Annotated in this window: 12 protein-coding genes and 1 pseudogene; 8 read left to right on the forward strand and 5 right to left on the reverse strand. The window is 70.8% G+C overall.

The window, feature by feature from the left end; all coding sequences use genetic code 11:
* Positions 1 to 176 precede the first annotated feature (176 nt).
* Positions 177 to 1,304 carry an alanine racemase gene (alr, locus tag AOZ53_RS11925; RefSeq protein ID WP_054487897.1) on the reverse strand — a complete coding sequence of 376 codons (1,128 nt, stop codon included), beginning with the start codon at positions 1,302 to 1,304 and terminating at the stop codon, positions 177 to 179.
* A 135-nt stretch (positions 1,305 to 1,439) separates the two neighbouring features.
* Here alr and hpnC point away from each other — a divergent pair, with 135 nt between their 5' ends.
* The 3 genes from hpnC to hpnE are packed head-to-tail and all read left to right on the forward strand — an operon-like array spanning position 1,440 to position 4,475.
* Complete coding sequence (gene hpnC, locus AOZ53_RS11930; RefSeq protein ID WP_054487899.1) at positions 1,440 to 2,270, forward strand: squalene synthase HpnC; 831 nt, start codon at positions 1,440 to 1,442, stop codon at positions 2,268 to 2,270.
* A 19-nt stretch (positions 2,271 to 2,289) separates the two neighbouring features.
* Entirely contained in the window at positions 2,290 to 3,153 is an 864-nt protein-coding gene (hpnD, locus tag AOZ53_RS11935; protein ID WP_054430176.1) for a presqualene diphosphate synthase HpnD, read from the forward strand.
* Entirely contained in the window at positions 3,150 to 4,475 is a 1,326-nt protein-coding gene (hpnE, locus tag AOZ53_RS11940; protein ID WP_054487901.1) for a hydroxysqualene dehydroxylase HpnE, read from the forward strand. The genes hpnD and hpnE overlap by 4 nt, the downstream gene beginning before the upstream one ends.
* 56 nt (positions 4,476 to 4,531) lie before the next feature.
* Here hpnE and crcB read toward each other — a convergent pair whose 3' ends face one another.
* Both crcB and AOZ53_RS11950 read right to left on the reverse strand, forming a co-directional pair.
* Positions 4,532 to 4,924, reverse strand: a complete 393-nt coding sequence (crcB, locus tag AOZ53_RS11945; RefSeq protein ID WP_054430187.1) for a fluoride efflux transporter CrcB — start codon at positions 4,922 to 4,924, stop codon at positions 4,532 to 4,534.
* Positions 4,925 to 4,928: 4 nt separating this feature from the next.
* Positions 4,929 to 5,483: an HdeD family acid-resistance protein gene (locus AOZ53_RS11950; protein WP_054430188.1), complete on the reverse strand. Its 555-nt coding sequence runs from the start codon at positions 5,481 to 5,483 to the stop codon at positions 4,929 to 4,931.
* A gap of 155 nt (positions 5,484 to 5,638) precedes the next feature.
* On the opposite strand from AOZ53_RS11950, the gene AOZ53_RS11955 reads away from it, so the two are divergent.
* The 5 genes from AOZ53_RS11955 to AOZ53_RS11975 are packed head-to-tail and all read left to right on the forward strand — an operon-like array spanning position 5,639 to position 10,031.
* Positions 5,639 to 6,265, forward strand: a complete 627-nt coding sequence (locus tag AOZ53_RS11955) for a PepSY-associated TM helix domain-containing protein (protein ID WP_054430189.1) — start codon at positions 5,639 to 5,641, stop codon at positions 6,263 to 6,265.
* 27 nt (positions 6,266 to 6,292) lie between these two features.
* The gene (locus AOZ53_RS11960; protein WP_054430191.1) at positions 6,293 to 6,808 is read left to right on the forward strand and encodes a DUF2271 domain-containing protein; all 516 of its coding nucleotides are present in this window, start codon (positions 6,293 to 6,295) and stop codon (positions 6,806 to 6,808) included.
* Between the two features lie 17 nt (positions 6,809 to 6,825).
* Positions 6,826 to 7,626 carry a DUF4198 domain-containing protein gene (locus AOZ53_RS11965; RefSeq protein ID WP_054487903.1) on the forward strand — a complete coding sequence of 267 codons (801 nt, stop codon included), beginning with the start codon at positions 6,826 to 6,828 and terminating at the stop codon, positions 7,624 to 7,626.
* 14 nt (positions 7,627 to 7,640) lie between these two features.
* Positions 7,641 to 8,657 carry an FAD:protein FMN transferase gene (locus tag AOZ53_RS11970; RefSeq protein WP_082385610.1) on the forward strand — a complete coding sequence of 339 codons (1,017 nt, stop codon included), beginning with the start codon at positions 7,641 to 7,643 and terminating at the stop codon, positions 8,655 to 8,657.
* 3 nt (positions 8,658 to 8,660) lie between these two features.
* Positions 8,661 to 10,031: a sulfite reductase subunit alpha gene (locus AOZ53_RS11975; RefSeq protein WP_054487906.1), complete on the forward strand. Its 1,371-nt coding sequence runs from the start codon at positions 8,661 to 8,663 to the stop codon at positions 10,029 to 10,031.
* A 43-nt stretch (positions 10,032 to 10,074) separates the two neighbouring features.
* Here AOZ53_RS11975 and AOZ53_RS11980 read toward each other — a convergent pair whose 3' ends face one another.
* Entirely contained in the window at positions 10,075 to 11,034 is a 960-nt protein-coding gene (locus AOZ53_RS11980) for a tripartite tricarboxylate transporter substrate binding protein BugE (RefSeq protein WP_054487907.1), read from the reverse strand.
* A gap of 34 nt (positions 11,035 to 11,068) precedes the next feature.
* A pseudogene (locus AOZ53_RS11985) lies at positions 11,069 to 11,878 on the reverse strand (N-acyl-D-glutamate deacylase); the annotation flags it as partial.

An 11,878-nucleotide genomic window follows, 5' to 3' on the forward strand; every position in this document is an offset into this window, starting at 1 on the left:
CGCCCGGTTTTTCAAGTAGACACCATCCGGCGTTGGCTGTCTTGTAAATTGCGTAGCAATTCTTGCATGCTGGACGCTCGCCGCCGAGGGCGGAAGTATCCGGCGAAAAAACGGACGCCATCAGGCATCCGACAGGCCGGGGCCGGAAAAGTGCCCCAGGGTTGATCAAAAAAGGATCAGGCGTCCCGGGTGACCGGCACGCGCGGCGCCAGGGCGCACAGCAGCTCGTAGCCGATGGTGCCGGCCGCCAGGGCGACTTCGTCCACCGACGGGCCCTCTTCGCCCCACAGCGACACCGGAGCGCCGACGCCGGCGGCCGGAATCGGGTCCAGGTCGACGATCAGCATGTCCATCGACACCCGCCCGACCAGCCGGGTGCGGATGCCGGCCACGACCACCGGGGTGCCGGTGGCGGCGTGGCGCGGGTAGCCGTCGGCGTAGCCGCAGGCGACGATGCCGACGCGCATGGCGCGGTCGGCGCGGAACAGCGCGCCGTAGCCGACCGAGTCGCCGGCCTTCAGTTCCTGCACCGCGATGATCTCGGAGCGCAGCGACATGGCCGGCTTGAGGCCGAAGGCGCTGGCCTCGGCGTCGGCGAAGGGCGAGGCGCCGTACAGGCAGATGCCGGGACGGACCCAGTGGGCCTGGGTCTCGGAGCCGACGGCGACCTCGGCGAAGCGCAGCGTGGCCGCCGAGTTGCAGACGCTGACGGGGCCCGTCATCTTATGCGTCACCGAATTGAACACGGCCATCTGCTCGGTGATGCCCTGGGGGCCGTCGGCGCAGGCGAAATGGGTCATCCGGCCGATCGAGCCGATCACGCCCTGCTGCTGCAGCAGCGTCGCGCGCTCGTGGGCGGCGGCATAGGCGGCGGGCGAGAAGCCCAGCCGGTTCATGCCGCTGTTGAGCTTGAGCATGATGTCCACGCGGCGCGTCAGGCGGGCGCGGGCCAGCATGTCGAGCTGTTCGCGCTGGTGCACGGTGATGCTCAGGTGGTAGCGGTCGACGATCTCGAGGTCGGACGGATTGAAAAAGCCTTCGAGCAGCAGGATCGGGCCGCCCCAGCCGGCCTCGCGGCAGCGCACGGCCTCGTCCAGGTCCAGCATGGCCAGCCCCTGCGCCTTGGAAAACCCGGCGACGGCCTGTTCGATGCCGTGGCCGTAGGCGTTGGCCTTGATGACCGCCCAGATCGACGGCGGCAGGCCGGCGGCCGCGGCGGCGGTCTGGTCGAGGTGGCTGCGCACGGCGGCCAGGTTGTGGGCCAGGGCGGAAACGGAAACGGTGGCTGAAATTGGGCGGGGCATGGTGTGAGATCCTGTGGCGCTTAAGTCTAACTGATCGGCGTGTCGGCGGCGCGGGGCCGCGACGGCGCGCGTACTCTAAAATGACCGTAATCCGGCCCGCGCGGCCAGACCGCAGTCAGAAAGCAGGACCAGACCATGCCCATCGATCACTACGAGAATTTTCCCGTCGCCTCGCTGCTGCTGCCGCGCAGGCTGCGCGGCGCCGTGACCGATCTGTACCGGTTCGCCCGGGCGGCGGACGACATCGCCGACGAAGGCAGCGCCAGCGACGACGAGCGGCTGGCCCAACTGGCGGCGTTCCGCGCCGAACTGCACCGCATCGGCGCCGAACCGGGCGCCGTGCCCGCGCCCGGCGCGCCCGAACTGGCCGGCATCTTCGTGCCGCTGGCCGCCACCATCGCCCGCCACCAGTTGCCCATCACGCCGTTCTACGACCTGTTGTCGGCCTTCGAGCAGGACATCGGCGTCAAGCGCTACGACGACTACGCCGCGCTGGCCGACTACTGCACCCGCTCGGCCAACCCGGTCGGGCGGCTGATGCTGCACCTGTTCGAGGCCGCCGATCCACAGAACGTGGAGCAGTCGGACGCCATCTGCACCGGGCTGCAGCTGGTGAACTTCTGGCAGGACGTGCGGGTCGATTGGCACAAGCACCGCGTCTACCTGCCGCAGGAAGACCTGCGCCGCTTCGACATCTCGGAAGAGGACCTGGCGGCCTGCCGCCTGACGCCGGCCTGGCGCGCGCTGATGGCGTTCCAGGTCGAACGCACCCGCGCGCTGCTACACTTCGGCGCTCCGCTGGCGCGCCGCCTGCCGGGCCGCATCGGCCTGGAGCTGCGCCTGGTGGTGCAAGGCGGGCTGCGCGTGCTGGAGCGGATCGAGGCGAGCGGCTACGATGTATTCATGAACCGACCCGAATTGGGCGCCAAGGACTGGGCCATCATGCTGTGGCGCTCCATCAAGTAAGTAAACGGCCCTGCCAACTATGACCCCTGACGAGTACTGCCAGGAGAAAGCCGCCAAGAGCGGTTCCAGCTTCTACTATTCCTTCCTGTTCCTGCCGCCCGAGCGGCGTCGCGCCATCACGGCGCTGTACGCCTATTGCCGCGAGGTCGACGACGTGGTCGACGAATGCACCGATCCGTCGCTGGCGCGCATCAAGCTGGCGTGGTGGCGCACGCAGGTCGACCAGATGTTCGACGGCAAGCCCGACCATCCCGTGACCCGCGCGCTGCTGCCGCACCTGCAGAGCTGTTCGATCACGCGCGAACGCCTGCTGGCGGTGATCGACGGCATGGAAATGGACCTCGACCAGACCCGCTACCTGGACTGGCCCGGCCTGCGCAAATATTGCTGGCACGCCGCCGGCGTGGTGGGCGAGCTGTCGGCCGGCGTCTTCGGCTATACCGATCCGGCCACGCTGGTCTACGCCGAAAAGCTCGGCCTGGCGTTCCAGATGACCAACATCATCCGCGACGTGGGCGACGACGCCCGCCGCGGCCGCATCTATATCCCGGTCAACGACATGCAGCAGTTCGAGGTCAAGGCCTCGGACATCCTGAATGGCGAATATTCCGAGCGCTTCTCGGCCCTGATGAAGTTCCAGGCCGAACGCGCCCGCGAGCTGTACCGCGAGGCGATGCGCAGCCTGCCCGAGGTCGACCGGCGCGCGCAGCGCCCCGGCCTGATGATGGCGGCGATCTATCACGCGCTGCTCGATGAAATCGAGCGCGACAACTGGCAGGTGCTGCACCAGCGCATCTCGCTGACCCCGCTGCGCAAGCTGTGGCTGGCGTGGAAGACCTGGGTGGGCGGCGGACGCGGACTGGTCCGCCGGTTGGCACGGTGAAGGCGGCGGTCATCGGCGCCGGCTGGGCGGGCCTGGCGGCCAGCGTCGCCCTGCGCGAGGCCGGCGCCAAGGTCACCGTCTTCGAAGCCGGCCACACGCCCGGCGGCCGCGCCCGGCGCGTGTTCCACGATGGCTTCGAATCGCCGCTGGACAACGGCCAGCACCTGCTGTCCGGCGCCTACAAACACACCCTGGCGCTGATGCGCCGGGTGGGCCGCAACCCGGATGCCCTGCTGATGCGCCGGTCGCTGCGGCTGGCCAGCCTGGACGGCCGCTTCCGGCTGTCGGCGCCGCGCCTGCCCGCGCCCCTGCACATGGCGGTGGCGATCCTGGGCGCGCGCGGCCTGTCGTGGTCCGACCGCTTCGCCACGCTGCGCCTGATGCGCGGCCTGCGCGCCATGTCCTGGACGCCGCCGCGCGACTGGACCGTGCAGCAGCTGCTGCACTACCACGGCCAGTCCGACGCCCTGATCCGCCAGGTCTGGGAACCGCTCTGCCTGGCCGCCCTGAACACGCCCGTGGCCAGCGCCAGCGCCGGCCTGTTCGCCCGCGTGCTGCGCGACAGCCTGGCCGGCAGCCGCGAGGACAGCGACCTGCTGCTGCCCTGCACCGACCTGTCGGCGCTGTGGCCGGACGCCGCCGCGCGCCAGGTCACCATGCGCTATGGCAGCACGGTGCGCCAGTTGCGGCCGTCCGAAGACGGCATCGACATCAACCAGGAACGCTTCGACGCCGCCGTGCTGGCGGTGCCGCCGACCTTCGCCGCGCGCCTGCTGGAAGCGCCGCTGCGGGCGGCCGGCGCGACCGGCCTGCTGGACGCGCTGCGCGCCTTCGACTACCTGCCGATCGCGACGCTCAACCTGCGCCTGGCCGGCCCCTGGCGGCTGCCCGAGCCCATGATGATGCTGCGCGAGGAACCGGCCCGCGGCCACGTCGGCCAATGGCTGTTCGACCGCGCGCAGCTGGCCGGCGATGCCCAGGCCGGCGAACTGGCGGTGGTCGCCAGCGTCGCCACCAGCCTGGCCGACCGCAACCGCCAGCAGGCCATCGAGGCCCTGATCGACCAGGTGGCCGAACAGGCCGCCGGCCATCCGCAGCGGCTGCCGCCGATGCCGGAAGTGACCTCGGCGGAATTGTTCATCGAGAAGCGCGCCACCTTCGCGGCGGTGCCGGGCCTGACCCGGCCGTTGAACAGCACCCCCTGGCCCACGCTGGCCCTGGCGGGAGACTGGACCGACACCGGCTACCCCGGGGTGCTGGAAGGCGCCGTGCGCAGCGGCCTGGAAGCGGCGCGGGTGCTGAATCCGCGCGCCAGCGACTGACGCGCCGCCTGGCCGTCAAGGGCCGGCGGCGACCGGCGGCCTGAGCGCCGCGCGCGTCAGCGCAGCACGCTGACGGTGGCCAGCCCCAGGCCGGTCAGCAACAACGATCCGATCAGGCTGATGCCGGCGTAGCCCAGCGCGCCGGCGTACGCGCCGCGCTCCAGCATGGCCACGGTCTCGGCCGAGAAGGTCGAGAACGTGGTCAAGCCGCCCATGAAGCCGGTGACGGCCGCCAGCCGCACCCAGGCCGGCCATTCGGGATGGCCGGCCACCAGCGCCAGCACCAGGCCGACCAGGTAGCCGCCCGCCAGATTGGCCGCCAGCGTGCCCCAGGGCCAGGCCTCGGTGTTGAGCCACAGGCTGACGAGCCAGCGGGCCCACGCGCCGCACATGGCGCCCAGGCCCACGGCCAGGAAATTCAGGGGGATCAGGGTCTGGTAGGCGGACATGGGCTCAGGGCGCGCGGTGCTGCTTGAGGCGCAAGGAAAAGACCAGCAGCAGTATGCCAAAGAACACGGCATAGATACCGATGACCCAGACCAGCGCCAGCGCGCCCGCTCCCGGCTGCATGATCAGCATGGCGCCGAACAGGATCGACACCAGCCCCGACAGCCCCAGGAACCATTCGTTGCGGATGTCCTTGCGGAAGCGGATCGCGGCGGCGATCTGGAACACGCCGGCCACCAGCGCCCAGATGGCGATGATGTAGAGCAGGATCAGCGCCGTCAGGCCCGGCCACAGGAACGTCACGATGCCGGCCGCCACGCCCAACAGGCCGACGATGATCAAGGCCCACAACGGTTTGCCCTGGTCGCGGATGCGGATGCCGGCGATCAGCGCCAGCACGCCATCGGCCAGCGCGAACGCGCCCCACACCAGCACCAGCGCCGACAGCGTGATCGCCGGCATGAACATGGCCATCAGGCCGAACAGGATGGCGACGACGCCGCGCAATGCCACCCAACCCCAGTGACGACCGATCTGATCCACGACTTGCGAGTCAAGCATGACGACCTCCGGTGGTGTGTAACGGGTGACCTATCTTATCCCCGCCCGCGACCAGTCCGAAACCGATTGAAATTTCCTTCCCACATTAACGATGTGTTTTATAAGATTCATTCTCATTGAGTGTTAGACTCCGGCCCTTGTATTTTCCCCCCACCATGGACAGTCACGCCTCCCCCCGCCGCCGAGCCTACTGGCTCAAGACGCTGCACCAATGGCACTGGATCAGCTCGGCGCTGTGCCTGCTGGGCATGCTGCTGTTCGCGGTGACCGGGCTGACCCTGAACAACGCCTCCCACATCGAAGCCAGGGCCCGCGTCACCAACCGCGAGGCGCGCCTGCCCGAGCCCGTGCTGGCCCAGCTGGCGGCGCCCGCCGGCCAGAAGAAAGGCCCCCTGCCCGCCGCCGTCGTCCAATGGCTCGACCGCGAACTGGACACCGCCACTGGCGGCAAGCCGGCCGAATGGTCGGCCGACGAGGTCTACCTGTCGCTGCCGCGCGCCGGCGGCGACGCCTGGCTGTCCATCGACCGCGCCAGCGGCGATATCGAATACGAACGCACCGACCGCGGCTGGATCGCCTATCTCAATGACCTGCACAAGGGCCGCAATACCGGCCAGGCCTGGAGCTGGTTCCTCGATATCTTCGCCATCGCCTGTCTGGTCTTTGCCCTGACCGGGCTGGTGCTGCTCAAGATGCACGCGGGCAACCGCGGCGCCACCTGGCCCATGGTCGGCCTCGGCGTCGTCATCCCGCTGGTGCTGGCGCTGCTTTTCATTCACTGATCCATTCGATCCGCCCTGGAGATATCCATGCGCAAGCTGTTGTTGTCGGCCATGCTGGCCGGCCTGATCGCCCGAACGGCCCATGCCGCCGACATCGGCCTGTCCATCGAGGTGCCGCGCCTGGACGTGGCCGAATACCACCGCCCCTACGTCGCGATCTGGATCGAGAATCCCGACCAGAGCGTGGCCGCCGACCTGGCGGTCTGGTACGACGTGGCCAAGAAGAACAACGAAGGCACCGAGTGGCTCAAGGATATGCGCCAGTGGTGGCGCCGCAGCGGCCGCAACCAGACCTTTCCGGTGGACGGCGTCAGCGGCGCCACCAAGCCGGTCGGCAAGCACGCCCTGCAATTCGACGCCGCCGCCAAACCGCTGGCCAGCCTGAAGCCGGGCCAGTACGCGGTGGTGGTGGAAGCGGCGCGCGAAGTCGGCGGCCGCGAGCTGCTGCGCATTCCCTTCCAGTGGCCGCCGCAGAAGGCCGAGCAATTGACCGCGCGCGGCGAACACGAGCTGGGCGCCATCGCCCTGGACCTGAAACCCTGACCCTGAGGAAAGCCACCATGAAATCCGCCGCCAAACTGGCCGCCGCCCTGGCCCTGAGCCTGCCTTTCGCCGCGCAGGCCCATGACGTCTGGATGGTGCCGTCCTCGACGGTGCTGTCCGGCACCGACAGCTGGATCACCGTGGACGCCGCCGTCGGCAACGACAAGTTCTACTTCAACCACGCGCCGCTGCGCCTGGACGGCCTGGCCGTGGTGGCGCCGGACGGCTCCGCCGCCGAGGCCGAGAACCTGAACCGTGGCAAGCTGCGCAGCACCTTCGACCTGCAGCTCAAGCAGAGCGGCACCTACCGCATCGCCGTGGTCAACGACGGCGTGTTCGCGCGCTGGAAGGAAGACGGCAAGCCCAAGCGCTACTTCGGCAAGCCCGAGGGCCTGGCGCAGGCCGTGCCGGCCAACGCCGCCGACCTGGAAGTCACGCAGAGCCTGGGCCGCGTCGAAACCTTCGTCACCGCCGGCAAGCCCAGCGCCGTCAAGCCCGTGGGCCGCGGCCTGGAGCTGGCGCCGGTGACGCACCCGAACGACCTGTACAGCGGCGAATCCGCCAGCTTCCAGATGCTGCTGGACGGCAAGCCCGCCGCCGACCTCGACGTGACCCTCGTGCCGGGCGGCGCCCGCTACCGCGACAAGGTCGGCGAGATCGCCGTCAAGACCGACAAGGACGGCAAGTTCTCGGTCAAGTGGCCGCAGCCGGGCCTGTACTGGGTGGAAGCCGGCACCGAAGACGCCAAGGTGACGGTGGCGCAGGCCAAGAAGCGCCGCCTGTCGTACGCCGGCACCGTCGAAGTGCTGCAACCCTGACGGTTGCCGCCGGCATGTCGGACACGCCTTCCTATGCGCCGCGCGGCGCGGTCACGGCCGCGCCGCGCGTGAGCTTCGGCGGCCTGCCGGCGCGCGCCGCCGCGCTGGCGGGCGCCACCATGGGCACCACCTGGTCGGCGCGGCTGGCCCTGCCGGCCGGCCGCGACGAAGCGGCCGCGCGCCAGGCGATCCAGGCCGCGCTGGACGAGGTGGTGGCGCAGATGAGCACCTGGGAAGCCGAATCCGACATCAGCCGCTACAACCGCGCCGGCCCCGGCTGGCGCGAACTGCCGGCCGCCTTCTTCCATGTGCTGCGCCACGCGCTGGCGTTGGCCGAAGACAGCGATGGCGCCTATGACCCGACGGTCGGCCCGCTGGTCAACGCCTGGGGCTTCGGCCCGTGGCAGCGCGGCTTCGAGCCGCCCTCGCCGGCCGCGATCGACGCCGCCCGCGCGCGTTGCGGCTGGCGCCGCGTGACCCTGGACTCCGCGCGCCAGGCCGCGCACCAGCCGGGTGGCATCTATCTCGATCTGTCTTCCATCGCCAAGGGCTATGGCGTGGACCGCGCCGCGCAGGCGCTGGACGCGCTCGGCCTGACCGATTACCTGGTCGAGGTGGGCGGCGAGCTGCGCGCGCGCGGCCAGCGCCCCGACGGCCAGCCCTGGCGCGTCGCGGTGGAAGTGCCCGACGGCAGCGACGCCCACGCGCTGGCGCTGCCGCTGCGCGACCTGGCCATCGCCACCTCGGGCGACTACCGCCGCTATGCCGGCGAAGGCGATGCCCGCTATGCCCACACCATCGACCCGCGCAGCGGCCAGCCGGTGCGCAACGGCGTCGCCTCGGTCACCGTGCTGCACGCCCACTGCATGCAGGCCGATGCGCTGGCCACCGCGCTGACGGTGCTCGGCGAACGCGACGGGCTGGCCTACGCCGAACGCCACCGCCTGGCGGCGCTGTTCATCATGCGCGACGCCGGCGGCTACCGCGTCGATGCCAGCGCGGCCTTCCAGGCCCTGGCCGTCGCGCGCTGAATCATGACGTCCCGCTGGATCGCCGCCGCGTGCGTGGTGCTGGCCTGGCTGCTGCTGTGCGGCTGGGCGTGGCATCGTGCGCGGCGGCGCCAGACCCTGGCGGCGCAGGCCCTGCGCGAGCTGGACGCGCCCCAGGGAGACGACGCCATCCTGGTGGCCTACGCCAGCCAGACCGGCTATGCCGAAGCGCTGGCGGCGCAGACCGCGCAGTCGCTCCAGGCCGGCGGCCTGGCCGTGCGCGTCGCGCCGCTGGCGCAACTGGATGGCGCGCGCCTGGCCGCCAGCCGGCGCATCCTGTTCATCGCCAGCACCTACGGCGAAGGCGATCCGCCCGACGCGGCCGCGGCCTTCGCCAGCCAGACGATGCAGGCCGCGACGCCGTCGCTGGGCAGCCTGCGATACGCGGTGCTGGCGCTGGGAGACAGCGAATACGCCCATTTCTGCGGCTTCGGCCGCCGCCTCGACGAATGGTTGCGGCGGCACGGCGCCACGCCGCTGTTCGACCGGGTCGAGGTCGACGACGGCAATCCGGCGGACCTGCGCCACTGGCAGCATCACCTGGGCCTGCTGGCCGGCCGCGGCGACCTGCCGGATTGGGAAGCGCCGGCCTATGCGTCCTGGCGGCTCGCCGGCCGCGAACTGCTCAACCCCGGCAGCCAGGGCGGCCCGTGCTACCTGCTGACGCTGGCGCCGCCCGCAGCCAGCGCGCCGGTCTGGCTGGCCGGCGATATCGCCGAAATCGGCCCGCGCCTGACGCGCGACGGCGCGCCGCAGCCGCACCGCGAATACTCGATCGCCTCGCTGCCGGCCGACGGCGCGCTGCAACTGCTGGTGCGCCAGATGCGCGGCGCCGATGGCGCGCTGGGCGTGGGCAGCGGCTGGCTGACCGAGATCGCGCAAGTGGGCGATCCGATCGACCTGCGGATCCGCGGCAACCGCAATTTCCACGCGCCGGCCGACAGCCGGCCGCTGATCCTGATCGGCAACGGCACCGGGCTCGCCGGCCTGCGCGCCCTGATCAAGGCGCGCCGCGCCGCCGGGCACTCGCGCAACTGGCTGTTGTTCGGCGAACGCAACGCCGCGCATGACCGCTTCTGCGGCGCCGAACTCGACGCCTGGCGCGAGGACGGCACGCTGGCCCGCCTGGACCGGGTGTATTCGCGCGACCAGCCCGAGCGCCGCTATGTGCAGCACCGCCTGCTGGAGCAGGCCGGCGATGTGCGCGCCTGGATCGCCGAAGGCGCGGCGATCTACGTCTGCGGCAGCCTGCAAGGCATGGCCGGCGGCGTCGATGCCGCGCTGCGCGACATCCTCGGCGACGAGCCGCTGCAGGCGCTGCGGCACGACGGCCGCTACCGCCGCGACGTGTACTGAGGCCGCCGGCCCAGGGGCCGGCCGCGCCGCGCCGCGCTCCAGCCTATTGCAGCTTGATCTGCGCCTGGTCGATCACGGTCTTCCAGCGATCGCGCTCGGCGCGGATCTGCGCGCCGAATTCGGCCGGCGTGTTGCCCAGCGGGAACGCGCCGGTTTCCTCCATCTTGGCTGCGGTGGCGGGGTCGCGCACCGCCTTGGCGAAGGCCTGCGCCAGCTTGTCGCGCACGTCGGCCGGCATGCCGGCCGGCCCCACCACGCCGTACCAGGCGGTGACGTCGTAGTCCTTGTAGCCCTGCTCGGCGAAGGTCGGCACGTCCGGCAGGCGCGGATTGCGCGCCGCGCCGGTAATCGCCAGCGGACGCAGGTGCTTGCTCTTGATGTACGGCAGCGACGACGGGAAGTTGTCGAAGATCACCGGCACCACCCCGCCCACCGCGTCGGTCAGCGCCGGCGCCGACCCGCGGTAGGAGATGCTGTTCATCTTGCCGCCCGTGATCTGCAGGAACCAGATCATGCCCAGGTCGTTGATGCCGCCGGCGCCGGCATTGGCGTAGCCGTCCTTGCCCGGATTGGCGCGCACGTGCGAGACGAATTCCGCCAGGGTCTTGGCCGGATACTGCGGATTGACGCTGAGGATGTTGGGGCTGGTCACCAGGTTGCTGACCGGCGTGAAGTCCTTGACCGGGTCGTAGGCCAGGTTCGGGAACAGGTGCGGCGCGGTGCCGTGGGTGCTGACGGTCGCCAGGCCCACGGTGTAGCCATCCGGCTTGGCGCGCGCGGTGGCGGCCATGCCGATGGTGCCGGACGCCCCGGTGCGGTTCTCCACCACGATCTGCTGCCCCAGGATCTCGCCGGCCTTGGCCGCGGCCAGCCGGCCGACGATGTCGGTGGGACCGCCGGCCGGGAACGGCACGATCAAGGTGATGGGACGGTCGGGGAATTCGGCGTGGGCCGCCGGCAACAGGGCGGCCAGCGCCAGGGCGACGCAAGTCTTGCGGATCATGGGGGTTGTCTCCTGTGGGGATCGGTTCTGCTTGTTATGGGGAAAGCGTGGGCGCGCCCGCGATGCTGGCATCGCGGCGCAATATCCTGCCGGGGCGCTGCGTCTCGGGCGCCGCCGGAAACACCGGGCAGCCGTTGACCAGCACGTGCTCGATGCCGGCCGAGGCCAGCGTCGGCGCGTCCCAGGTGGCGCGGTCGCGCACCGTGTCGGCGTCGAACACCACCACGTCGGCCCAGGCGCCGACGGCCAGCCGGCCGCGGTCCGCCAGGCCGAACACGCGCGCCGGCAGCGCCGTCATCTTGGCCACCGCCGCCTCCAGCGTCAGCAGCTCGGCCTCGCGCACATAGCGGCCCAGCACGCGCGTGAAGCTGCCCCACAGGCGCGGATGCGGATGCGCGTCGTTGGGCAGGCCGTCGGAGCCCACCATGCAGCACTCGTGCTGGAAGATGCGGCGCACCTCGTTTTCATCCATGGCGAAGTAGATCGCGCCGGCGGGACACAGGCGGCGCGCGGCCGTGACCGGGTCGCAGTCCCAGCGCGCGGCGATCTCGGCCAGCGACTGGCCACCGCATTCCGGATGCGGGGTCGACCAGGTGATGCGGATGTCGTCGATCTGGTCGGCGCGCTCCGGAATCAGGATGGTGGAGCTGCCGGGATAGGGATAGATGTCCAGCGCCACGTCCACGCCGTCGGCGCGGGCGCGGTCGATGTTGGCCAGCGTGGCCGCGCTCTTGCCCCAGTTGGCGGGCATCATGCATTTGTGGTGCGACAGCACCGTGGCGCAGCCGGTGCGGCGGCCGACCGACAGCACCTCGTCGACCGCGGCCTCGACCGCGTCGCCTTC

Origin of the sequence: Achromobacter sp. 2789STDY5608621 (genome assembly GCF_001299375.1) — a bacterium.
Classification (GTDB): domain Bacteria; phylum Pseudomonadota; class Gammaproteobacteria; order Burkholderiales; family Burkholderiaceae_B; genus Achromobacter; species Achromobacter insuavis.

Bases quoted from the DNA above. Each gene is read 5' to 3' on its own strand.
- alr (WP_054487897.1), bottom strand. From the start codon at position 1,304: ATGCCCCGCCCAATTTCAGCCACCGTTTCCGTTTCCGCCCTGGCCCAC.
- hpnC (WP_054487899.1), top strand. From the start codon at position 1,440: ATGCCCATCGATCACTACGAGAATTTTCCCGTCGCCTCGCTGCTGCTG.
- hpnD (WP_054430176.1), top strand. From the start codon at position 2,290: ATGACCCCTGACGAGTACTGCCAGGAGAAAGCCGCCAAGAGCGGTTCC.
- crcB (WP_054430187.1), bottom strand. From the start codon at position 4,924: ATGTCCGCCTACCAGACCCTGATCCCCCTGAATTTCCTGGCCGTGGGC.
- AOZ53_RS11950 (WP_054430188.1), bottom strand. From the start codon at position 5,483: ATGCTTGACTCGCAAGTCGTGGATCAGATCGGTCGTCACTGGGGTTGG.
- AOZ53_RS11955 (WP_054430189.1), top strand. From the start codon at position 5,639: ATGGACAGTCACGCCTCCCCCCGCCGCCGAGCCTACTGGCTCAAGACG.
- AOZ53_RS11960 (WP_054430191.1), top strand. From the start codon at position 6,293: ATGCGCAAGCTGTTGTTGTCGGCCATGCTGGCCGGCCTGATCGCCCGA.
- AOZ53_RS11965 (WP_054487903.1), top strand. From the start codon at position 6,826: ATGAAATCCGCCGCCAAACTGGCCGCCGCCCTGGCCCTGAGCCTGCCT.
- AOZ53_RS11970 (WP_082385610.1), top strand. From the start codon at position 7,641: ATGTCGGACACGCCTTCCTATGCGCCGCGCGGCGCGGTCACGGCCGCG.
- AOZ53_RS11975 (WP_054487906.1), top strand. From the start codon at position 8,661: ATGACGTCCCGCTGGATCGCCGCCGCGTGCGTGGTGCTGGCCTGGCTG.
- AOZ53_RS11980 (WP_054487907.1), bottom strand. From the start codon at position 11,034: ATGATCCGCAAGACTTGCGTCGCCCTGGCGCTGGCCGCCCTGTTGCCG.